This is a genomic window from Rhodococcus sp. Q (assembly GCF_005503035.1).
In the GTDB taxonomy this organism is placed as follows: domain Bacteria; phylum Actinomycetota; class Actinomycetes; order Mycobacteriales; family Mycobacteriaceae; genus Rhodococcus_G.
Genome location: NZ_SCOY01000019.1, coordinates 25,122 through 46,875, shown reverse-complemented (window position 1 = coordinate 46,875; position 21,754 = coordinate 25,122). Strand labels below are relative to the sequence as shown.

The 21,754-nt window shown below is 69.4% G+C and carries 16 protein-coding genes and 1 pseudogene; 11 read left to right on the top strand and 6 right to left on the bottom strand.

The features are described from left to right. Positions 1-23: 23 nt before the first annotated feature. The gene (locus FFS72_RS17500) at positions 24-1,205 is read left to right on the top strand and encodes a polysaccharide biosynthesis protein (RefSeq protein ID WP_137875115.1); all 1,182 of its coding nucleotides are present in this window, start codon (positions 24-26) and stop codon (positions 1,203-1,205) included. 174 nt (positions 1,206-1,379) lie between these two features. On the opposite strand, the gene pgfA is transcribed toward FFS72_RS17500, so the two are convergent. Beyond that, the gene (pgfA, locus tag FFS72_RS17495; protein WP_137875114.1) at positions 1,380-2,537 is read right to left on the bottom strand and encodes a cell envelope lipid trafficking protein PgfA; all 1,158 of its coding nucleotides are present in this window, start codon (positions 2,535-2,537) and stop codon (positions 1,380-1,382) included. A gap of 199 nt (positions 2,538-2,736) precedes the next feature. Here pgfA and FFS72_RS17490 point away from each other — a divergent pair. Then, positions 2,737-3,798 (top strand): annotated as a pseudogene (locus tag FFS72_RS17490) (acyltransferase family protein); the annotation flags it as partial. Between the two features lie 23 nt (positions 3,799-3,821). Here the strand turns inward: FFS72_RS17490 and FFS72_RS27060 are convergent. The 3 genes from FFS72_RS27060 to FFS72_RS17475 form a co-directional block, all read right to left on the bottom strand. Beyond that, positions 3,822-8,201 (bottom strand): alpha-(1->3)-arabinofuranosyltransferase domain-containing protein, encoded by a 4,380-nt coding sequence (locus FFS72_RS27060; protein WP_137875113.1) that lies wholly within the window; start codon positions 8,199-8,201, stop codon positions 3,822-3,824. A gap of 36 nt (positions 8,202-8,237) precedes the next feature. Continuing rightward, positions 8,238-8,408, bottom strand: coding sequence for a DUF2613 domain-containing protein (locus tag FFS72_RS17480; protein WP_084734126.1), 171 nt, complete (start codon positions 8,406-8,408; stop codon positions 8,238-8,240). A 118-nt stretch (positions 8,409-8,526) separates the two neighbouring features. Further along, complete coding sequence (locus FFS72_RS17475; RefSeq protein WP_050063934.1) at positions 8,527-8,994, bottom strand: universal stress protein; 468 nt, start codon at positions 8,992-8,994, stop codon at positions 8,527-8,529. 89 nt (positions 8,995-9,083) lie between these two features. On the opposite strand from FFS72_RS17475, the gene FFS72_RS17470 reads away from it, so the two are divergent. The 3 genes from FFS72_RS17470 to FFS72_RS17460 all read left to right on the top strand — a co-directional run bounded on the left by FFS72_RS17470 (position 9,084) and on the right by FFS72_RS17460 (position 11,249). Beyond that, entirely contained in the window at positions 9,084-10,268 is a 1,185-nt protein-coding gene (locus FFS72_RS17470) for a glycoside hydrolase family 3 N-terminal domain-containing protein (protein ID WP_137875112.1), read from the top strand. A 175-nt stretch (positions 10,269-10,443) separates the two neighbouring features. Further along, positions 10,444-11,037 (top strand): TetR/AcrR family transcriptional regulator, encoded by a 594-nt coding sequence (locus FFS72_RS17465; RefSeq protein WP_050063932.1) that lies wholly within the window; start codon positions 10,444-10,446, stop codon positions 11,035-11,037. Positions 11,038-11,039: 2 nt separating this feature from the next. Continuing rightward, positions 11,040-11,249 (top strand): hypothetical protein, encoded by a 210-nt coding sequence (locus tag FFS72_RS17460; RefSeq protein WP_137875111.1) that lies wholly within the window; start codon positions 11,040-11,042, stop codon positions 11,247-11,249. Positions 11,250-11,331: 82 nt separating this feature from the next. Here the strand turns inward: FFS72_RS17460 and FFS72_RS17455 are convergent, their stop codons facing one another. Together FFS72_RS17455 and FFS72_RS17450 are read right to left on the bottom strand one after the other, a co-directional pair. After that, entirely contained in the window at positions 11,332-12,234 is a 903-nt protein-coding gene (locus tag FFS72_RS17455; protein WP_137875110.1) for a MaoC/PaaZ C-terminal domain-containing protein, read from the bottom strand. Next, the gene (locus tag FFS72_RS17450; RefSeq protein WP_137875109.1) at positions 12,234-13,580 is read right to left on the bottom strand and encodes a 3-oxoacyl-ACP reductase; all 1,347 of its coding nucleotides are present in this window, start codon (positions 13,578-13,580) and stop codon (positions 12,234-12,236) included. Before FFS72_RS17450 ends, FFS72_RS17455 begins: the two co-directional genes overlap by 1 nt. A gap of 131 nt (positions 13,581-13,711) precedes the next feature. Between FFS72_RS17450 and FFS72_RS17445 the strand changes: the two genes are divergently transcribed. The 6 genes from FFS72_RS17445 to FFS72_RS17420 all read left to right on the top strand — a co-directional run bounded on the left by FFS72_RS17445 (position 13,712) and on the right by FFS72_RS17420 (position 21,591). After that, positions 13,712-15,037 (top strand): acetyl-CoA C-acetyltransferase, encoded by a 1,326-nt coding sequence (locus FFS72_RS17445; RefSeq protein WP_137875108.1) that lies wholly within the window; start codon positions 13,712-13,714, stop codon positions 15,035-15,037. A gap of 94 nt (positions 15,038-15,131) precedes the next feature. Continuing rightward, positions 15,132-16,127, top strand: coding sequence for an aldo/keto reductase (locus tag FFS72_RS17440; protein WP_137875107.1), 996 nt, complete (start codon positions 15,132-15,134; stop codon positions 16,125-16,127). A 664-nt stretch (positions 16,128-16,791) separates the two neighbouring features. Next, positions 16,792-17,619 (top strand): glycoside hydrolase family 19 protein, encoded by an 828-nt coding sequence (locus FFS72_RS17435; RefSeq protein ID WP_249353381.1) that lies wholly within the window; start codon positions 16,792-16,794, stop codon positions 17,617-17,619. 77 nt (positions 17,620-17,696) lie between these two features. Beyond that, positions 17,697-18,275, top strand: coding sequence for a TetR/AcrR family transcriptional regulator (locus FFS72_RS17430; protein ID WP_050063926.1), 579 nt, complete (start codon positions 17,697-17,699; stop codon positions 18,273-18,275). After that, positions 18,272-19,795 carry a flavin-containing monooxygenase gene (locus tag FFS72_RS17425; protein ID WP_137875105.1) on the top strand — a complete coding sequence of 508 codons (1,524 nt, stop codon included), beginning with the start codon at positions 18,272-18,274 and terminating at the stop codon, positions 19,793-19,795. Before FFS72_RS17430 ends, FFS72_RS17425 begins: the two co-directional genes overlap by 4 nt. Further along, positions 19,792-21,591: a GMC oxidoreductase gene (locus FFS72_RS17420; protein WP_249353380.1), complete on the top strand. Its 1,800-nt coding sequence runs from the start codon at positions 19,792-19,794 to the stop codon at positions 21,589-21,591. The genes FFS72_RS17425 and FFS72_RS17420 overlap by 4 nt, the downstream gene beginning before the upstream one ends. Positions 21,592-21,754 lie beyond the last annotated feature (163 nt).

The following is a 21,754-nucleotide window of genomic DNA, read 5'->3' as shown; positions in this document are numbered from 1 at the left end:
CTAATGGGTGTCATCATTGGCGGATGACTCCGCGGCCCGCCACGACTTCTGCCGTGGCCGGGATGACGATGGTGACCGCAGGGTCGATGACCGCGAACGTCGCGTCCTACCTCCTCGCGCTGCTCGCGGCGCGGTGGCTCGGGCCCGCCGGTTACGGCGAGTTCGCCGCCCTCACCGCAGCGCAACTCGTCCTTGCCGTGCCTGCCCTCGCCCTGCAGACCGTCGTCGCGCGCGAGGTGGTCCTCGGACGCCACCCGGCCGCGCTCCGGGCACTGGCCTGGCGGTGCACGGCCATCGTCGTCGTCCTCGCGGCACTGCTCGTCGTACCGATCTCCGCGGCCCTCGGCACCAGCGTCGCCGCGACCGCGGCCGCGCTGCTCACCGCGCCGATGCTTGTGTTGCTGGCGGGCGAACAGGGTCTGCTGCAGGGAGCAGGCCGATTCGCTGCCCTCGCAGTCGTTCTCGCCGTCGCCGGACTCGGCAAGGTCGCGCCCGCGGTCGCGGTGCTGGCCGTCGGAGGGGGTCCGGGCGCAGCGCTCACCGCGTCGGCCGTCGGCACGGGTGTCGTCGCCGTCGCGGCCCGGCTGTTCGTCGGTCGCGTGCCCGCGACCGACACCGCACGCGCCGACGTCGGAGTCGCGGCGGTCCTGCGCGCATCGCAGGTGCAGCTGGCGCTGATCGTGCTGTCGTCCGTGGACGTCCTGCTCTCCCGCGTGGTCCTCGGCGACGAGGCCGCCGGGCAGTACGCCCTCGGCGCCGTCGCCACCAAGGTTGCGTTCTGGCTGCCCGCCGCGGTCGGCGTCGTTCTCTACCCGCGCATGGCCAATCCGGCGCACTCGGGGCAGGCGGTGCGGTCCGCGTTGGGTGTCCTCGTGGGAATCGGCGCCCTCGCCGTCGGTGCTGCCGCCGTCGCCGCGCCCCTCGTGCCGGCCCTGCTCGGGGAGTCGTACGCGCCCGTGCAGGGCCTGCTGTGGGCGTTCGCGCTGAACGGGGCGTGCCTCGCCGTCCTGCAGGGCGCACTGCTGTCCGCGATCGCCAGCGAGCGCACCAGGCTCGCGGCCGTCGCGTGGATCGGACTCGCCGCGGAGGTGGCACTGATCCTCGGGGCGGTGTCCACCATCGCGCAGCTGATCGCGGTCGCAGCGTCCGTGGCTGCCCTCACCGCGGCGGCTGCGGCACTGCTGGCCCTACGCAGCCCCGCCTGACCGCCTCCCGAGGTTCCCTGATGTCACATCGGGTACCGCTGAGTTACCCGATGTGACATCAGGGAACGGTGGCAGGCGACGACGCTGCCCGACGCCGAGATGGGCGTCACCCGTCCGGACATACGAAAGGGCCCCGCACTCGAGTCGAGTGCGGGGCCCAGTCGTGTGGAGCTACTACTGACGCGTCGTCGGCGGATCCTGGTCCGGGCGGACCTGCGGGATCTCGACGGTCTGGTCGGAGGTGTAGTCGTGGCGGGGGATCAGCTCGGTGTCGGCGTCGCCCTGGTAGGCCGGTGCCGGTGTGACCGGCGCGCCGCCGTCGACGGGAGCGTCCTTGGGGCCACGGCCACCGCGGGTGCCGAGGAAGATGCCCGCGGCCAGTGCGATGACGCCGAGGATGCCGGCGACGATCGGGACAGTGCGGCCGAAGGTCGACAGCTTGTCGGCGCCGTCCTTGGCCTGACCGATCTGGTACTCGATGGTCTCCTCGTTGAACGGCAGCGTGGCCTTGAGGACGGTGACCTCGGGCTTGCCAGCGGCCCGGGCGTAGTACTGGAACAGCTTCTCCTGGCCCTTGACGACGACGCCGGTGACCGGATCGACCCACACGTCGCGCTCGTTCTCGTACCAGCGGGACATGGTGATCGGCGCGGCGCCACCCTCGACACCCCAGGTGTCGGCGGGGAGGGACAGCTTGTTGGTGGGCGAGGCCACGACCTTCGACAGGTCGACGGGGCCGACCTTCTGGTTGTAGTGGTAGACCTTCATCCCGTTGATCTCGGTCTCTTCGACGAAGTCGATGTCCTGCGTGGAGCGGGAGTTGAGGTCGAAGTACGGGTACGCCTTCTGCTCGCCGTCGAACGGCCACTTGTACTGCAGGCCGGTGTGCTCGACCTCTTCGGCGGGCTTGCTGGCGTCGGTCTGGATGGTGCCGATCGGGTCCTGGATCGGCATCGAGGTGACGCGGTCGAGGGTGACGCGGTCGATCGTCGCGGTCAGCAGGCCGGTGTCGCCCTGCTTGTCGGTGCGACGCAGCGTCTGACCGGCCTGGACCGTGATGCGGTCGGCGTCGGAGGGGTCGACGACGGTGACGTAGCGCTGCGCGACGAGCGGAACGCCGGTGTTGACGACGGCCTTGCCCGAGGTCAGCGACTTGGCGTCGAGGACGTCACCGGTGCCTTCGGCGATGGTGGTGACCTCGAGGTCGAGCGGGGTCTTCTTGAGCTTGCCGACGGTGTAGGTCGGGATCAGTAGGGCGGCAGCCAGTAGGAAAGCGCCGAGCCCCACCAGAATGCAGGCGAGTATCCTGCTCGGCCCTGAGCGTTCCGCCATACCGAATCTCCTTAGTCTCCTGATGGCCCCATCAGCGTGGCGCGGTGGCCGCACTGATCGCGGAGTGTCCTGAGACACCCAGTGAGACGAGACAGTAACAGTGTCCGGTGTTCGATTGCGCTGGCACGCCTAATATCGGGCACCGTAGAAAACTCACCGGTAGGTCGAATCGGCGACCTCCGCGCACACTGGACGCGATATGAACACCTCCGCAGACCACGTCGACCAGCCTTCGGCCCCGCCTCACCAGGCGGTTCGAGGGTTCGTGCCGTCCCTCGAAGGGATGCGTGGGCTTGCCGCGCTCGGCGTCCTCGTCACTCACGTCGCATTCCAGACGGGTGCCGTGTCGATTCCCGTCCTCGGCCGGATCTTCGGGCGTTTCGATCTGGCTGTGGCCGTGTTCTTCGCGCTGTCGGGGTTCCTGCTGTGGCGTCCGCATGCCGCGACCGCCCGCGGGTTCGCCACCCGCCCGGCCGTCGGACGGTACTTCCTGCACCGTGCGGTCCGCATCCTGCCTGCCTATTGGGTGGTCGTGGTGGTGGTGCTGACGTTCCTGCCGAGCGCGGGCGGCGGCTGGCGGGTGTGGCTGTCGAATCTGGGGTTGGTGCAGGTCTTCGTGCCGCTGACACTGACCGACGGCCTCACCCAGATGTGGAGCCTGTCGGTGGAGGTGGCGTTCTACTTGGTGCTGCCACTGCTGGCGTTCACCCTCGTCCGGCTGCGGGGTGCGGCGGCGCGGTGGCGGATCCCCGTGCTGCTCGGCGCGATGGCGGTGAGTCTCGGGTGGGGGTTCGTGCCGGTGTCGACCCCGGACGGCATCCACTCCGACAACTGGTTGCCCGGCTATCTGCCGTGGTTCGGGGCGGGCATGGTGCTGGCCGAGCTGGTGATGCTGTCGGAGGGGCCGGTGCACCGGTTCCTGCGCAGGCGCGGCCTGATGATGCTGATCGTGCTGGTTGCGTTCGGTCTCACGTGCACCGATCTCGCGGGACCGGAGGGGTTGCAGCGGGCGCAGCCGTGGCAGTACACGGTGAAGATCGCGTTGGGCGCGGTCATCGCGTTCGGCCTGCTCGCTCCGCTGGTGTTCGGGGACCACGGCCGGCATCGGTACCTCGGGTCGCCGCTGGCGCTTGCGGTCGGACGCTGGTCGTACGGCGTGTTCATCTGGCACCTGCTGGTGCTGTCGATCGTGTTCCCCGTCTTCGGGATCGTCCCGTTCCAGGGTGACTTCGTGTTCGTGCTGGTGGTGACGGTGGTGCTGAGCCTGGCGGTGGCGTCGGCGAGTTACGCGCTCGTCGAGGAGCCATCGCGGGTGGCGTTGGCCCGGTGGGAGGCTCGCCGCCGCAGCAGCCGGGAGGCGGTCCGGGGCAGCGGCACCGCGGACCAGCCGACGGCGACGACGCCGACCAGCGCGGCCAGCTGAACCAGCCATGCGTGCCCGACGTAGCCGTCGGGGAACCGCCAGGGTCCGGTCGAGAGCAGGGCGGCGCCGAGGGCGGTCCCGATTCCTGCCGCGGCGACGAGGGAGCGTGACGCGACGCGGGCTCCGCGTCGTCGTCCGACGAGCACGACCGCGACGGCGGTCAGGACGGCGACCAGTGCGCCGACCCATCCCGCGACGACGGTCGCGGTGACGAGCACGCCTGCCGCGCCGACACCGGTGCTGTGCCAGGTGCGCGGTGCGGGACCCGGATCGGAGTCGGTGCGACGCCCGCGCGGCCACAGCGCGAGCGCGAAGAGCGGGATCAGTGCCAGCAGGCCCGCGAAGATTCCCAGGCGATACCAGCGGTCGGTGGGGAACTCGAGCGTGACGGTGCCCGCGGTGCCTGCGGGCACGATCCAGCCCTGCTGCCACCCGTTCACGACGACGGGGGTGAGTTCGGTGCCGTCGGGCGCGGTGGCGATCCAGCCGACGTTCTGCGATTCGGGGTTGACCAGCATGCGGTCGCCGTCGGTCGACTGACCGTCGCCCGCGTCGACGGTCAGTTCGCGGTGGTTGGCGGTCCAGGCGCTCGTCGACGTCGGCACGAGGTGCTGTGCCTGCGACGTCGCGGGCGCGGCGTCGAGTCGGAGGCTGTCGACGGTGAACGTGGGACCGGGCGCGACGACGACGGACTGCTCGCCTGCGGGCAGTGGCACCGGTGCTCCGGACGCGTTCTCGGCATCGCACACCGTCGCGGCAACCGTGGCACCGGAGCGCAGTTCGTCGACGGTCGCAGTGATCGTGGTGCGGACCACCGATCCGGCGAACGAGATGACGGGTCCGGCGTCGCAGCCGACGGTGACGACACGGTCGCCGGGGGCCTCGGTGATTCCGGTGCCTGCAACGGTGGCGCCGCCGCTGGTGAGCACGCCGATCTCGGCGAATCCGGGCGGGTGCGGCTGGGCGAATCCGAGTGCGGTCCGGTCGAGGACGTCGTCCCAGTCCACGACGCTGATCACGATGCGGTCGGTGACGGTGGGCGCCAGGCCGATTCGGTTGTCCGAGTCCAGGTCGCGTACCTGCGGACCGGTTCCGAGGTTCACCGCGACCCGGGTGGCGTGCGCGGGAACGGTGCCCAGGCTCGGCGTCAGATCGAGTCCCGACACCAGGGTGGGCTCCGGAAGGGTCACCGTCACAGTCGGTTTCGCTCCAGGCGCGGTGATGCTGTCGCGGGAGGCGGTCCAGCTGGTGCGGTCGTCGCCGTCGACGCTCGCTGCTGCGGACCCGCGAACGTCCACGACGGTGGCGTCGCCGCTCGCGCGGGCACGCGTCGGGTCCGCGAGCAGGTCGTCGAGTTCGGGGCTCTGCCGGGACCGCACCAGGAGTCGCGGCGCGACGGCGGTGTCGGCCGGCACGGACAGCGTCCGTTCGAAGGTGCCGGGCTCCTCGGGTTGCAGTCCCAATCCGGGATGGCAGCGGACGCGATCCGGGCCGTCGATGCAGGCGGTGCGCCCGGGAAGTTCCTGGCCGAGGTCCCATCCCGTCACGGCTGCGCCCGCGGGGGTGGGGGGCAGGACGGTGAGGTGCCGGATCGGAATGGTCACCGGGTTGTCGCGGTCGCTGTAGTCGTCGACGGAGATCTCACTGATCCCGAACTGGGTTCCGACGGACCCGTCCTCGGTGTGCGTCGCGGTGACCTTCACCCAGTCGGTGCGGCCCGGCGGCAGGGACACGACGGCCGGTTCGCCGGGCTCGCCGATCCGGACGGCGGTGCTGCCGTTCGCGGTCGTGACCTCGAGTTGCCGGACCGGAACACCGAGTGCGGCCGCGCTGGTGCGCAGGTTGAGCAGCCCGCTCGTGACCGGTTGGTCGAAGTCGAGGCGAACCCACTGGCCGAGCGCGCTTTCCAGACCGTTGCTGAACCAGCCGGTGGCCTGGTCGCCGTCGATCATCGCGGCAGGCCCGCTGCCCGGCGCCGTCCCGCCCAGTTGCGTGGCGTCGGCCGCCGAGCTGGATGTCGTGATCCGCGCGCCCTCCCATCGGGCGGTGACGAGGTCGGCGTCCGGGACGGGATAGTCGGCGACGAGGTTGTGGGTGCGCCGCGCGTCGTCGGGCCCTCGCAGCGCCGAACTGTGGTTGTCGACCTGACCGAAGTCGGTTTCGCGGTCGGTCGGTGTGTCGGTCACGGTGACGGCGTCGACGGGCAGCCCGGCGCGGGCGGCGTCGGCGGCGAGGAGGACCGGCCCGGCGGGGACACCGTCACCGTCGCGAGCCCGGCGGGCGGCGAGTCGCTGTACCGACTCGGGGCCGCCCTGGACGAGCGGGACGTCCGCCAGGTCGACGGTGTAGGGGCCTGCGGGGGCGGCATCTACGGTGTCGACGCGATAGATCTCGATCGCCGGGTAGTCGGGGTCCAGGTCGCCGTCGGTGACGATGTCGTCCATCTTGGGGGGACCGATGTCGTCGCCGAACGTCGCGACCCGCGTCAGGCCCGGTGATCCCTCGATCGCCCGGTGTACGAGCAGTGGACGGGTCGAGCGTGAGGTCTCGGGGTCGAGGTCGTTGCGGATCACCACGTATCCGATGCCCTGGCCGCGCAGGGTCGCGGCGAGGCCGTCCGACGGGGTGCCGTCGGCGATGAGGCGCTGGACGGAGTCGAGGGCGCGGATGGCGCCGGGCGGCACCAGCGGGACCGCGTCGCGCGACGCCCACGGCGTCGTGGCCAGGGCCTGCAGCGGTTCGTCGCGGGTCAGACCCCACATCTGCGTCGCGAATGGGGCGCCGGGCACGACGAGCGCGCGGACGGCGTCGGAGCCGTCGGGCGAGTTCCCGGCGGCGTTGTCCCCGAGCCAGTCGGCGGCCTCGTGCCAGTACGAGGGAACCTCGTCGTATGCGCCTCGCGGTGCCAGCTTGCCCGTCCAGGCGAGCGAGGTCGCGAGGGTGAGCGCGACGAGGATCAGGCTGGTCAGCGCGACCATCGGTTCGCGTTCGGGGTGAGCGAACGCGCTGCGCCACCGCGCCGACGACACCGATCCGGGGAGCGGCACCTTCGCGAGCAGGTGTGCGAGCCCCAGGACGAGGGGGAGCCGGACCAGCGGTTCGAGTTTGTGCACGTTGCGCAGGGGCGCGCCGCCGGAGTCGAGGAACAGTCGAACGGAGTCGGCGATGGGCGAGCCGAGTTCACCGATGTAGCCGGCGCCGAGGCCTGCGAGACCGACGAACAGGATCAGGACCAGGCGGCCCTTCGCGGGCATCGAGCGCATCGCCAGTCCGGCCATGCCCGCGGCGGCGAGCGCACCGGTCGCGACGACGGCGGCGGGCTGGGTGACGAGGACGGCGCCGGCGATCCGCTCGGGGGACACGAACGGTGTCCAACTGTCGGTGCCGCGCAGAACCTCGGTGAGGCTGGTCCACTGCGTCGTCACACCCGACGATTCGATGTAGTCGAGGAACGGTGGGCTGACGCGGCCGAGCAGCAGTAGCGGAACCATCCACCAGGCGACGGCGACCAGGCACAGCGGCAGCCACCAGGCCGTGAAGATCCACCAGCGCCGGTTGGGGCGGTGCGCGATCCACCAGAGCCCGGCGACGAGGCAGGCCGCGGCGGTCGCGACGGCGTTGACGGCGCCCATCAACGCGACCGCGGCCGCGGACTGCGCGGCAAGCCGCGCCTGTGTGCCTGTTCGGTAGTGGGGGCTACCGGAAAGTCGTACGGGCGACGACGTCGCCAGGACCACCGGCAGCAACACCCAGGGGGCCAGCATCATCGGAAGGGTTTCCGACGAGATCGACCCGAGGGTGGTCAGGACGCGCGGGGAGAGTGCGAAGGCGAGCGCCGCGATGATGCGGGAACTGCGACTACCGACGCCGAGTGCCTCGGCGAGCCGCACGATGCCCCAGAACCCGGCGATCAGGAGCAGTGCCCACCAGATCCGCTGGGTGATCCACGGCGGAATGTGGAGGATGTGGCCGACGCTGAAGAAGGCGCCGTGCGGGAAGAAGTACCCGTAGGCCTGGTTCTGCACCTGGCCGAGCGGTGCGAGTGACGACCACTGGTGGGACGCCCGCTCCAGGAAGCCGAGCGGATTCTGCGTCAGGTCGTACTTGGTGTCGGCGACGAGCAGGCCGGGCGCCTGGAAGAAGGCCAGAACGAACGCGACCACCGAGACACCGAACAGCCACCGCCTGGTCAGCGGTTCGGTGTTCGGCGCCTCGGCGGTCGAATGGTGCGCGTTCGTCACGGGTGAGCGATCGGGCCGCTCTCCCCTGGACTGCTGTTAACGGCTGCCGTACTCCACCTGGTTCAGCAGCGAGGAGTTCGCGTTGCCGCTCCGGTCGACGTCGGGGCGAGTGTTGTCCGAGGCGGCGGCGGTGACGCCGAAGACCGCGGCCAGTCCGAGGACCGCGCCGATCACTGCACTTGCCACACCGGGGACAAGGAACTTCATCTCGGATCTCCCAATTGCTGCTGCCTGACGGAAACGTTCGCGCCAAGGTATCACCTGCGGGCCCGGATTCGGGTCGGCAGGCGCAGGTCCGTGCACCCGATTCGCGGTGAACGTGACGTCAGCGTCCGGGCGGGACGATGAGCACCGGTCGGTGGCTGTGCCGCAGGACGTGGTCGGCGACGGACGACTGCAGCAGCGACTTGAGTCCCGTCGTGCCCCGGGTGCCCGTGACGATGATGTCGGCGTCGAGTTCGTCGGCGGTCTCGACGATGGTCGTCCAGATGGTGGTGACGCATTCGACCGTGCGGCCTTCGGCATTGAGGCCGACGCTGCGAGCGAGTTCGAGGCCTTCGCTGTTGACGGTCTTTGCGTCGGTGAGGGCGATGTCCTCGGTGTCCTCGTCGGGCACCCATTCGGGCTGCATGACACCGGACAGTCCCGACATGCGGGCCGCCTGGCGCACCATCGGTTCCCAGGCTGTGATGACGACGGCGCGTTCGGAGCTGAGGAAGCGGCCGGCGTATTCGACTGCGCGCCTGGAGTTCTCGGTTCCGTCGTAGGCGATGAGCATCAGATCTGCGGGCATCGAAACCTCCTGGTGCCGGGGAACGATCCTGGTGCCAGGCTACCTGTTCCGGGCTGGGTCGGGCGGGTGCCGTGGCCTACCCTGGCAGGGTGACTGCAACCCGTTCGACCCGTGTTCTGGCCTTGCTGTTCGGTCTCGGATTGGTGGCCGGGTGCGCGAACTCGGAGTCGGGGGAGGGTGAGGCCCCCGACTCCTCGACGACCGGGACGACGGCCACCACGACGGAGCCCGCTCCGACGACCGAGATCGCGTCGATGGCGGCTCCGATGTGCGGCACCGACTTCCTCGCGAGGCTCACGCCCAGGCAGCGGCTGGCGCAGCTGCTCAACGTGGGAGTGGCCGGGACCGCGGACGCCGTCGCGGTTGTCCGGGACGAGCAGGTCGGGGGCATCTTCGTCGGAAGCTGGACTGATGAGTCGATGCTCGCGAACCGTCAGGTTCCGCAGGTGCAGGCCGCGGCGACCGTGCCGGTGATGGTGAGCATCGACGAGGAGGGCGGGCGGGTGTCGCGGGTGTCGGACCTGCTCGGGGCGGACCCGGCGCCGCGGACGGTCGCGCAGACCATGACGCCCGAGGAAACGTACGAGATGGCACTCGAGCGTGGTCGCGGACTGCGCGATCTCGGGATCACCGTCGATTTCGCCCCGGTGGTCGACGTCAGCGCGCAACCCGCGGACTCGGTGATCGGTGACCGCTCCTTCTCCGACGATCCGCAGGTGGTGACGGCCTATGCGGGTGAGTACGCCGACGGGCTGCGCGACGCCGGGGTGTTCCCGGTGATCAAGCACTTCCCGGGACACGGTTCGGCGTCGGGGGACTCGCACACCGGTGCCGTGACGACTCCGCCGCTCGACGAGCTGCAGACGTCGGACCTGGTTCCGTACCGCACGCTCGTGACGACGGGCGTCGGCGTGATGGTCGGCCATCTGGAGGTGCCGGGTCTCACGGCGCCGGGGGTTCCGGCGAGTATCAGTCCGGCGGCGATGTCGTTGTTGCGGACGGGTACCGGGTACGGGGCGCCGCCGTTCGAGGGGCCGATCTTCACGGACGACCTGTCGGGGATGCGGGCGATCACGGATCGGATGGATGTTCCGCAGGCCGTGGCGGCGGCGTTGACGGCGGGCGCGGACGTTGCGTTGTGGCTGACGACGGATGAGGTGCCCGACGTGCTGGATCACCTGGAGGCGGAGATGGCTGCGGGTCGGTTGCCGCAGTCCCAGGTGGACGCGTCGGTGCTGCGGGTGGCGACCGCGAAGGGTGTCGTGCACTGCTGACGGCAGTGCCGTTCAGGATCGCCGCGACGCTCCGGTGCGCAGGGGTCGCGAGGCTCCGGGCAGAATGGTCGTGACGCTCCGGGCGCAATGCCAGGTGAGACACCAATTCTTACTCTAGAGTAAGATCGACCACTGGGGACTCGGCCGAGGTCGGTGCCCATACTCTGGAGGAACGATGGCAGGCGGAACGAAACGACTCCCGCGGGCCGTGCGCGAGCAGCAGATGCTCGACGCGGCCGTCGAGGTTTTCTCCGCCAAGGGCTATCACGACACCTCGATGGACGCGATCGCCGCCGCAGCCGAGATCTCCAAGCCGATGCTCTACCTCTACTACGGCTCGAAGGACGAACTGTTCGCCGCAGGCATCGCCCGCGAGGGGCAACGGTTCGTCGAAGCCATCACCCCCGCTGCCGATCCGACCCTCACTCCGCGCGAGCAGCTGCGTGCGGCACTCCTCGGATTTCTCGGTTTCGTCGACGAGCACCGCCCGTCGTGGATGGTGCTGTACCGGCAGTCGATGGGCGAGCAGGCGTTCGCCTCACAGGTTCGGACCAGTCGGGCCCGCCTGATCGAACTGACGGCGAAGCTGCTCGAGTCGAGCACGAAGGATCCCGATCCCGGCACCGACTTCGGCATCATGGCCGTCGCGCTCGTCGGCGCGGGTGAGGCGGTCGCGGACCGGGTCGCCGGCGGCGAGATCGATGTGGAGAAGGCCGCGGACCTGCTCGAGAACCTCGCCTGGCGCGGTCTGGCGGGCAAGAAGAAGTAGCAGTGAACGTGAGACGTCGGCTCGGTACGGCCGGCCTCGTCGCACTCTGCTGGGTGGCGGGCGGCGGCGTCGTCCGCGTCGGGCTCGATGCGGTCGACCGCACGCCGTACTCACCCACCTCGGAGATCTGGTACCTCGTCGTCGCAGCTGTCGCTGTCGCTGTCGCGGTGGGGGGTACTGCGGCCGTTGTCCGGAAACGCAGGTTGAGATGACGGCCTGACGGCCACACTTGCCGGACCGAGACCACTCGGCGCTCCGGAGTCCTGCGACTCCGGAGCGCCGAGTGCGGCGCCGCTACAGCGGGCGCAGGGTTGCGGTGAGGTGCGGGTAGCCCTTCTTCGGGTTCCGCAGGGCAAGGTCCCAGCCGCTACCGGTGCCTGCCGATTCCGCACCGGCGACGGCGTCCGCGTAGACGTTCACCGTCGCGGGCAGGACCACCGGCTTGCCGAACTTCACGCTGTACGTGACGGCGTCGGGGATGCGTCCCTCGACCGCGCCGAGCACGGCCGCAGCGCTCCACATGCCGTGCGCGATGGTGCCCGGAAACCCGAAGGCCTTGGCGCCCAGGGACGACACGTGGATCGGGTTGCGATCTCCCGAGACGGCCGCGTATCGGCTGATCGCCTTCTGGTCGACGCGCAGCGTCCGCATCGGGCGCGGCGGCACCTCGTCCGCGTGAACCTGCTTCGGCTCCTTCGGTGCGTCGGTGGGATGCATCTTCAGGAAGGTGCTGACCTGACGCCACACCAGTTCCCGCCCGACGCTGATCTCGCTGACGAAGTCGACCTGGGTGCCCTTCGGGTGCGGGCGCAGGTTCTCCGCATGCACCGCGATGTCAAGCGGTTCCGACACCGAGATCGGGCGCAGCTGTTCGATCACGTTCTCGATGTGGACGGAACCGATTGCGGGGAAGGGGAACTCGCGTTCGGTGAGCAACCGCATGACGGTGGGAAACACGAGGGTGAACGGATAGGTGATCGGCAGTGTGTCGCCGAAGCGCAGCCCGCACACCCTCGCGTACGCCGCCAGGTTGTCGGTGTCGATTCGCAGGCCCGACAGTGAGAGCGTGTCCTTCGGGAGGCTGCGGCGGCCGGACGGCTTGACGAACGGCAGTGCGCCGAACGCGGCGCGCGCGTAGTTGTCGAGGGTGCCGGGCTGCTCACGCAGCTGCACGACCGTGCCCTTGCGGCCGGCCATCAGGCGCCGATCAGGGACTGGCCGCAGACGCGGACGATCTGACCGGTGACCGCGTTCGACGCCGGGCTCGCGAAGTACGCCACGGTTTCGGCGACGTCGACGGTCTGCCCGCCCTGCAGCAGCGACGACATGCGGCGGCCTGCCTCGCGGGTGGCGAACGGGATCGCCGCGGTCATCGCGGTTTCGATGAAGCCGGGGGCGACGGCGTTGATGGTGATGTCGTTCGCGGCGAGCACGGGTGCGGTGGCCTGGACGAGGCCGATGACACCTGCCTTGGAGGTGCCGTAGTTGGTCTGGCCGCGGTTGCCCGCGATGCCCGCGATGGACGAGACGTCGATGACACGTCCACCGTTCTTGAGTGCGCCCTTGGCGACGAGGTGTTCGGTGATCTTCTGCGGTGCGAGCAGGTTCACGCCGATCACCATGTTCCAGCGGGACTCGTCCATGTTGGCGAGCAGCTTGTCGCGGGTGATGCCCGCGTTGTGGACGACGATGTCGGCGCCGCCGTGGCGCTCGAGCAGGTGGGTGGCGAGGACGTCCGCGGCGTCCGCGGCGGTGACGTCGAGCGCCAGGGAGGTGCCGCCCACCTTGTTCGCGGTCTCGGACAGTGCCTCACCTGCGGCGGGGATGTCCGCGCACACGACGTGCGCGCCGTCGCGGGAGAGGACCTCGGCGATGGTGGCGCCGATGCCGCGGGCGGCACCGGTCACGACGGCAACCTTCCCGTCGAGCGGCTTGTCCCACGACTGCGGGGCGGTGGAGTCGGCGGCGCCGACACGGATGACCTGGCCGGAGACGAACGCGGACTTCGCGGACAGCAGGAATCGCAGCGTCGACTCGACCCCGGAGAGCCCGGTCGACGCGTTCGGGGAGACGTACACGAGTTGGGCGGTGGCGCCGCGCTGGACCTCTTTGCCGACGCTACGGGTGAAGCCTTCGAGGCTGCGCTGCGCGATGTGCTCGTCGATGCCGGACGTCTCTTCGGGGGTGGTGCCGAGGACGACGACGCGGGCGGACGAGGCGAGCTTGCGGACGATCGGCTGGAAGAACTCGAACAGCTCGACCAGCTCGGTGACCTGGGTGATGCCGGTGGCGTCGAAGACGAGGGCGCCGTAGCGGTCGTCGTGGGGGAGGGCGGCGGGGTAGTCGGAGAGCAGTTCGCGCAACGGCTCGACGAGCCTGCCGCTGCCGCCGATGACGATCGGGCCTGCGAGGGCGGGTTCGCCTGCCTTGTACCGACGGAGGTTCTCCGGCTGCGGCAGACCGGCCTGCTTGGCGATGAATGCGCCCGGCGCGGAGTTGAGGAACTGGGAGTAGAGGTCGGGAGCGCCCTTGCTGGCTGCCACGGTCCACCTTCTTCGTCGCGTGTTCGTGCATCCAGTGCGGATGCGGTGTCGACAAACTAACTTACTCTGAAGTAAGTTTGGTGTCGAGGCAGGAAACGCCGACTTGGAGACCTCGTCCAGATGGAGACACCGTGACCCCCAGAGCGCGCACCACCAAGAAGCCGGCCGCACCGACCGGCCGTCAGCTGCGTCCCGTCGCCATCGTCGGCGGCAACCGGATCCCCTTCGCGCGGTCCGACAAGGCGTACGCGCAGGCGTCCAACCAGGACATGTTCACGGCCACACTGGACGGACTGGTGAGCCGCTTCAACCTGCAGGGCGAGCAGCTGGGCATGGTCGTCGGCGGCGCCGTCCTCAAGCACGCCCGTGACTTCAACCTGATCCGTGAGTCGGTGCTCGGCAGCGCGCTGAGCCCCTACACCCCGGCCTACGACCTGCAGCAGGCGTGTGGCACCGGCCTGCAGTCGATCGTCGCGGTCGGCGACGCCATCGCAGCGGGACGCATCGATGCCGGCATCGGCGGCGGTACCGACACCACGTCGGACGCTCCGATCGGCGTGAACAACGAGCTGCGGGAGTTCCTGCTCTCGGTCAACCGTGCCCGGACCACCGGTGAGCGCGTCAAGCTGCTCGGCCACGTCCGCCCGTCCATGGTCGGCATCGAGATCCCCCGCAACGGCGAGCCGCGTACGGGACTGTCGATGGGTGATCACGCCGCGATCACCGCCAAGGAGTTCGGTGTTCGCCGTGAGGATCAGGACGAGCTCGCGGCCGCCAGCCACAAGAACATGGCAGCCGCCTACGACCGCGGGTTCTTCGACGACCTGGTGACCCCGTTCCTCGGCCTCACCCGCGACGACAACCTGCGGCCCGGATCGACGGTGGAGAAGCTCGCGACTCTCAAGCCGGTGTTCGGTACCAAGCTCGGCGACGCGACGATGACGGCGGGCAACTCCACCCCGCTGACCGATGGTGCGTCCGCGGTGCTGCTGTCCACCGACGAGTGGGCGGCGCAGCGGAACCTGCCGGTGCTCGCGCACCTCGTCGACTCCGAGACCGCCGCCGTCGACTACGTGCACGGCGACGACGGTCTGCTGATGGCTCCGACGTACGCGGTGCCGCGTCTGTTGGCCCGAAACGGGTTGACGCTGCAGGACTTCGACTACTACGAGATCCACGAGGCCTTCGCCTCCGTGGTGCTCGCGACACTGCAGGCGTGGGAGTCCGACGAGTACTGCAAGGAGCGACTGGGCCTCGACAGTGCGCTCGGCAAGATCGATCGCAGCAAGCTCAACGTCAACGGTTCGTCGTTGGCGGCGGGGCATCCGTTCGCGGCGACCGGTGGACGCATCGTGGCCTCGCTCGCGAAGATGCTGGCGGAGAAGGGATCCGGCCGCGGCCTGATCTCCATCTGCGCGGCGGGTGGCCAGGGCGTCACGGCGATCATCGAGCGGTGATCATCGAGCGGTAGGGGAGACCGCACACGCACGGCCTGGAATCACACTGATTCCAGGCCGTGCGTCGTCTGTCGTGCCCGACGAGAATGCGGACATGACCGTTCGCAGCACCACACTCGCACCCGGCCTCGACGTCAGCGCTCAGGGATACGGCGCCATGTCGGTGGCCCCCGTCTACGGGCCGGTCGATCCGGCCGAAGCCCTCGCCACCCTGCATCACGCGATCGACATCGGCGTCACCTTCATCGACACCGCCAACGTGTACGGCGACGGCGCCAGTGAGAAGGCCGTCGGTGAGGTGCTCCGCACCCGACGCGACGAGGTGCAGCTCGCCACCAAGTTCGGACTCGTCGGCAACATCGCCGCCGGCCAGCGCGGCATCGACGGGCGCCCCGAGCACGTCGCCGGATTCCTCGACGCGTCGCTGGGTCGTCTCGGTGTCGACAGCGTCGACCTCTACTACCTGCATCGCGTCGACCCGAACGTCCCTGTCGAGGACACCGTCGGCGCCATCGCCGAACTGGTGACCGCGGGCAAGGTGCGGCACATCGGACTGTCGGAGGCGACAGGCGACGAACTGCGCCGGGCGCACGCGGTGCATCCGATCGCCGCGATCCAGAGCGAATGGAGTGTGTGGAGCCGCGACGTCGAGCGGCACGTGATTCCGGCGGCGGCCGAGCTCGGTATCGGGTTCGTCCCGTACTCGCCGGTTGGTCGCGGCTACCTGACCGGCACATTCGATCCGTCCGTGCTCGGTGAGTCGGACCTGCGTCGCCGTTTCCCCCGGTTCACGGACGAGGCGCTGGCAGGCAACGCGAAGGTGCTCGGGGTGGTCCAGGACGTCGCTCGCGACGCAGAGGCCACACCTGCGCAGGTCGTCCTGGCGTGGCTCGACGCGAAGGGCAGGCAGTTCGGGCTGCCCGTCGTCTCGATTCCGGGGACGCGGTTCGCGAGCAGGGTCAGCGAGAACGCCGCGGCGCTGGAACTGGACCTGACGGCGGACCAGGTGTCACGGCTCGACGAGCTCGCCGAGCTCACCGTCGGCGCCCGCGCTGCCGACCCGACGTGGGTCTCCCTCGGCCGGGAGTGATGCCGGCAGGACAGTGAGTGGTTGTTCCGCCGCCCGGTGCCGTGAGGCGCCGGGCGGCGGCTATCGGCACCGGGCGCCGCCGGAGTGCCTGTTTGCGCGGTTCGAATGGTCACGAATCACGCCCGGAGCGTTATCGCGGGGCCGTGATGGTCACGGCAAGGTGTCGGCCCCAGGTGTTGCGTGGAACACGAACCGATCGGTGTGCTCGGGCGGCTGGGCGAGGGTGCCCCCTCTGGGTCCGGTCCGGCAACTGTGAGGGAAACGATGGCGCGCCGGTCGATACCCAGCCTGACGTGACGGAAATTTGCACGTGATCAGTATTCGCCAATACGACTCTGCTGCAATGTGATTGGCGGATCATGCGCGCTGTCTGTGACCGTGTGTAGTAGCTCTCACCCGCTGGGGGGTTGGCGGTGCGTCGCCGCTCGGGCCTGCGGGTCCGAATTGGGCGAACTTTCAGCAAATGTGAAGTGGGTCACTTTTACGCTGTCAACGTGGCGCTCGTCACGATCGGTTGAAAACTTCGTAACCCCCCGCGTTACCTGGTTGTGACCTTATTGGTGCGTTGCAGTGATCGACGAGGGCCGGAAGCCTCCCTCTGATCACGCTGACGACACCCCTCGGAGGCCGAGCCATGTTCTCGGTCGAATCTTGGAGCAGAGTCTTGCACGTTTCACAGTCGCGCCATTTCCGTGCCGCCGTCGCCTCGACCGTACTGATCGCCACCGGCACCGCCCTCACCGGTGTGGGCGCCGCATCCGCTGCGAACGCAGACCCGGTGGCCACGTCGGTCGCGCCCCGTTATCAGGAGGCGGGCGACCTGTTCACGGCGCTGCAGTTCCCCGAACTGCCCAGCGTCGGGTCCACCTCCGAGGAAGCGGCCGAGGCCCCTGTCGAGGAGTCGGTCGACGCCCCCGCTCCCGCCCCCGAGCCCGCGCCTGCGCCTGCCCCTGCGCCGGAGCCTGCAGTGTCGGGCGACGAGCTGGCCCGCATCGTGCCGCAGATGCCCGGCGACAAGATCGCGCAGTTCGTCGCACCGCTCAACGACGCCATGGTGCGCGGTGGCATCGACACCCCCGTGCGCCAGGCGGCGTTCATCGCCCAGCTCGCGGTCGAATCCGACTCGTTCCGCACCTTCGAGGAGTACGCCTCCGGACGGGCCTACGAGGGCCGCTCGGACCTCGGGAACACACAGCCCGGCGACGGTGAGCGGTACAAGGGTCGCGGCGCGATCCAGGTGACCGGTCGTCACAACTACGAGGAAGTGAGCCGGTTCACCGGTATCGACTTCGTCGCGCACCCCGAACTGGTCGCCGCGCCGGAGAACGCCTTCACCACGGCAGTCTGGTACTGGTCCTCGCGGAATCTGAACAATGTCGCCGACGGCCCGGGCATCGTGCGGGTGTCGGAGCTCGTCAACGGCGGTCATCACGCGCTGGCCCAGCGGATGGACAACTTCGCTCGCGGCCTGGCCGTCCTGGCGCATCCCTGACGCCTGCGGCCGGTGGCCCGAGGTGACTAATTCACGATTTACAAGCAGTCCAGACTGTTTGTTGCTACCGTGAGTGTGTGACCCAGGACACGGATCGTCCAACACGGACGCAGGCGCAACGCAGCGCCGAGACGCGACAGAAGCTCCTCGACGCGACCATCGACTCCCTGGTCGAACTCGGATACGCAGGGACGAGCACGCAGGGCATCGCCCGACGAGCCGGGGTGTCGCGTGGCGCCCAGCTCCACCAGTTCCCCACCAAGGTGTCCCTCGTCGTGGCCGCCGTCGAACATCTCGTCGAGAAACGGCTCGCCGAGATCCTCGCGACCAACCCCGACCCCGAACGCGGACTCGAGGTGCTGGCCGGCGCGTTCACCGGCCCGCTCTTCTACGCAGCGCTCGAACTGTGGGTGGCGGCCCGTACCGACGCCGAACTGTTCCAGGCGATGGTGCCCCTCGAACGTCGCGTCACGGACGCACTCACCGGCGGCGCCGCCGAGGTGATGGGCGAGAGCTTCGGACCCGACTCCATCGAGCTCAGCATCGAACTGGCTCGCGGTTTCGCCGTGTCGGCGCTGTTCCGCACTCCGGAGGAGGAAGCGGAGCGCCGCGAACGTCTGCTTCCCATCTGGGAAGCGATGGTGACGTCGCGATGAGCGCACGGAACCCGAGCACGCAGACCCTGACCGAACTCCCCGCGCACACCCGGGTCCTGGTCGTCGGAGCCGGTTTCGGCGGCCTCGCGGCCGCGGGCGCCCTGGTCCGCGACGGACGATCGGTGGACGTCGTGATCATCGAACGCGCAGGGGAGGTCGGTGGCACGTGGCGAGACAACACCTACCCCGGCTGTGCCTGCGACGTGCCCACGTCGCTGTACTCGCTGTCATTCGCCCCGAGCCCGGAGTGGAGTCACACCTTCGCCGCGCAGTCCGAACTGTTCGAGTACCTCAAGGGCGTGGCGACGCGCAGCGGAATCCGTGCGCGCACCCTCTTCGACTGCGAACTTCTCGGTGCCCGCTGGGACGAGCGCTCCGCCCTGTGGCGGGTGACGACCAGTCGGGGCGAGATCACCGCGCAATCACTGGTCGCCGCCAGCGGTGCACTGTCCACGCCGAACCTGCCCGACATCGACGGACTGGACACCTTCGGCGGCACCGTCTTCCATTCGGCGGCCTGGAATCACGACCACGACCTGACCGGTGAGCGGATCGCGGTCGTCGGCACCGGAGCGTCCGCCATTCAGTTCGTGCCGCAGATCGTCGTCAAGGCGCAGCGGGTCACAGTCTTTCAGCGCACCGCCTCCTGGGTGATCCCGCGACGTAACCGGACACTCGGAAGGTTCGAGAAGGCGCTGTATCGCCGAATTCCCCTCACGCAGAAGGTGGTACGCGGCCTCGTCTACGGCATGCGAGAGGCATACGTGGTGGTCTTCGCCTACCTGACGTGGTTGCTGCCCGCGATCGCGCTCGTCTCGAAGGCGCAGCTACGCACGCAGGTTCGCGACCCGGGCCTGCGCCGAAAGTTGAAGCCCGCGTTCACCATCGGGTGCAAGCGGATGCTGCTGTCCAACGAGTGGCTGCCGACGCTCGCACGCGATGACGTGGACCTGGTCGACTCGGGTCTGCAGCGCGTCACCCGCACCGGTGTCGTCGGCTCCGACGGAGTCGAGCGCGACGTCGACACCATCATCTTCGGCACCGGCTTCACCCCCACCGAGCCGCCGATCGCGAAGCTCCTGCACGGTAGGGACGGACGCACCCTCGCGGAACGGTGGGACGGCAGCCCCAGCGCTCATCGCGGGATCACGGTCAGCGGGTTCCCGAACCTGTTCCTGATGTACGGCCCGAACACCAATCTCGGGCACAGCTCGATCGTCTACATGCTCGAAAGTCAGGCATCCTATGTCCGGAAGGCGCTGGGGTACATGGAATCTCAGGGTGTACCCGCGCTCGAGGTGGACGCCGCGGTGCAGGAACGCTACGCCGACCGGGTCGGGGGTGCGCTCGCGACGACGGTGTGGAACAGCGGTGGCTGCTCGAGTTGGTACATGGACAAGCGTGGCCGCAACTCGGTGATGTGGCCGACCTTCACCTGGAGGTACCGCGCGCAGGTACGCAGGTTCGACGCCGAGAACTACCGTGCGATCGAGCCCCGACCCGCGGAGGAGGTCGCATGAGCGCCAGCGACACGAGCGCCGGTGGCGGCGGTGACACCAGCGCCGGTGGCGGCGGTGACACGAGCGCCGGTGGCGGCGGTGACACGAGCGCTGGCGGCGGCTGCGACTACGACGTCGTCGTGATCGGTTCCGGATTCGGTGGCAGCGTCGCCGCACTCAGGCTGACGGAGAAGGGGTACCGGGTCGGCGTGCTCGAAGCGGGTAGGCGATTCGCTGACCACGAGCTCCCCGAGACCAGCTGGCGTCTGCGTCGCTACCTGTGGGCACCGGCACTGGGCTGCTTCGGAATTCAACGTATCCACCTCCTCGCGGATGTGCTGGTGATGGCGGGTGCGGGCGTCGGCGGCGGTTCGCTCAACTACGCGAACACCCTCTACAGGCCGCCGCGGCCCTTCTTCGAGGACCCACAGTGGGGACACATCACCGACTGGGAGGACGAACTCGGCCCCTACTACGACCAGGCGGCCCGGATGCTCGGTGTCCGGACCTATCCCGGTGTCACCGCCGCCGACCGGATCGTCCGGGACGTCGCCCGGGAGATGGGGGTCGAGGACACGTTCACGGCGACGCCCGTCGGTGTGTTCTTCGACGAACCGGGCCGGGCGGTGTCCGATCCCTTCTTCGGCGGCGCGGGTCCGGACCGTACCGGGTGCACGGAATGCGGGTCGTGCATGACGGGGTGCCGGGTCGGTGCGAAGAACACCCTGGTGAAGAACTACCTCCATCTCGCCGAGCGGGCGGGGGCACGGATTCACCCGCTGACCACGGTCGCGGGGGTGCGGCCACTGCCTGGCGGCGGCTTCGAGGTCCGCACCCGGCGCACCGGATCGCTCCGTAGGCGCGAGACGGTCATGACGGCCGCGCAGGTGGTCGTGTCTGCCGGTACGTACGGCAGCCAGAAGTTGCTCCTCGGCACCAAGGTGACCGGCGAGCTTCCTGCGCTGTCCGATCGGCTCGGTACCCAGGTCCGGACCAACTCCGAGGCGGTGCTCGCGGCGACGGCACGAGAACCCGCGGACTATCACCGCGGTGTCGCGATCACGTCGTCATTCCATCCCGACGACCACACCCACATCGAACCGGTCCGGTACGGCAAGGGCAGCAACGCGATCGGACTGCTGCAGACACTGCTCGTCGACGGAGGGGGTCGGGTCCCGCGCCCGCTCAAGGCGTTGGCCGCGGTGGTCCGGCACCCGGTGACATTCGCCCGGGGACTGTCCGTGCGCCGGTGGTCGGAGCGGACGGTGATCGCCCTGGTGATGCAGACCGGTGAGAACTCGCTCGAACTCGGAGTGAAGAGGGGGCCCAGGGGTGGGTTCCGCCTCGTGAGTCGCCGCGGGCCCGGTGAGCCGCCGCCGACCTGGATCCCGCAAGGTCATGCGGTCATCCGGTCGGTCGCCGACAGGATCGACGGCGATCCCGGCGGGTCCTTCGCCGATCTGGCGAACATCCCGATGACGGCGCACTTCCTCGGTGGGTGCCCCATCGGGGACACCGCGGAGTCCGGTGTCGTCGACCCGTACCAGCGCGTCCACGGGCATCCGGGTCTGCACGTCGCGGACGGGTCGGTGGTGAGCGCGAACCTCGGAGTCAACCCGTCGCTGACGATCACCGCGCTCGCCGAGCGTGCGTTCGCGTTGTGGCCCAACCGGGGTGACGTGGACGCCCGACCTGCGCCGGGGGCGCCCTACCGGAGGGTCGACCCGGTCGCGCCGCGGCGGCCCGCCGTGCCCGCAGGCGCCCCGGGGGCGCTGGTCCTTCCCTTGCCTCGAGTGCGGCCCACCGACGTGAGCTAGGACACGTTTCACTCGGTCGAATCGAGCGTTCGCCCAGGTGGGCACTGGTTCACCGGGACCGGTAACGATGCGCACGGATTTTCTTCGGACGCGATGTAACGCCACGTTACGGGGCGTCGATAGTCAGGTCGTCCCGCGTTGCAGCCAGACCCCCGACCCGGTT

What these genes read in the sequence shown, in the direction of transcription:
- FFS72_RS17500 (WP_137875115.1), top strand. Translation starts at nt 24, where the DNA reads ATGACTCCGCGGCCCGCCACGACTTCTGCCGTGGCCGGGATGACGATG.
- pgfA (WP_137875114.1), bottom strand. Translation starts at nt 2,537, where the DNA reads ATGGCGGAACGCTCAGGGCCGAGCAGGATACTCGCCTGCATTCTGGTG.
- FFS72_RS17480 (WP_084734126.1), bottom strand. Translation starts at nt 8,408, where the DNA reads ATGAAGTTCCTTGTCCCCGGTGTGGCAAGTGCAGTGATCGGCGCGGTC.
- FFS72_RS17475 (WP_050063934.1), bottom strand. Translation starts at nt 8,994, where the DNA reads ATGCCCGCAGATCTGATGCTCATCGCCTACGACGGAACCGAGAACTCC.
- FFS72_RS17465 (WP_050063932.1), top strand. Translation starts at nt 10,444, where the DNA reads ATGGCAGGCGGAACGAAACGACTCCCGCGGGCCGTGCGCGAGCAGCAG.
- FFS72_RS17455 (WP_137875110.1), bottom strand. Translation starts at nt 12,234, where the DNA reads ATGGCCGGCCGCAAGGGCACGGTCGTGCAGCTGCGTGAGCAGCCCGGC.
- FFS72_RS17440 (WP_137875107.1), top strand. Translation starts at nt 15,132, where the DNA reads ATGACCGTTCGCAGCACCACACTCGCACCCGGCCTCGACGTCAGCGCT.
- FFS72_RS17425 (WP_137875105.1), top strand. Translation starts at nt 18,272, where the DNA reads ATGAGCGCACGGAACCCGAGCACGCAGACCCTGACCGAACTCCCCGCG.
- FFS72_RS17420 (WP_249353380.1), top strand. Translation starts at nt 19,792, where the DNA reads ATGAGCGCCAGCGACACGAGCGCCGGTGGCGGCGGTGACACCAGCGCC.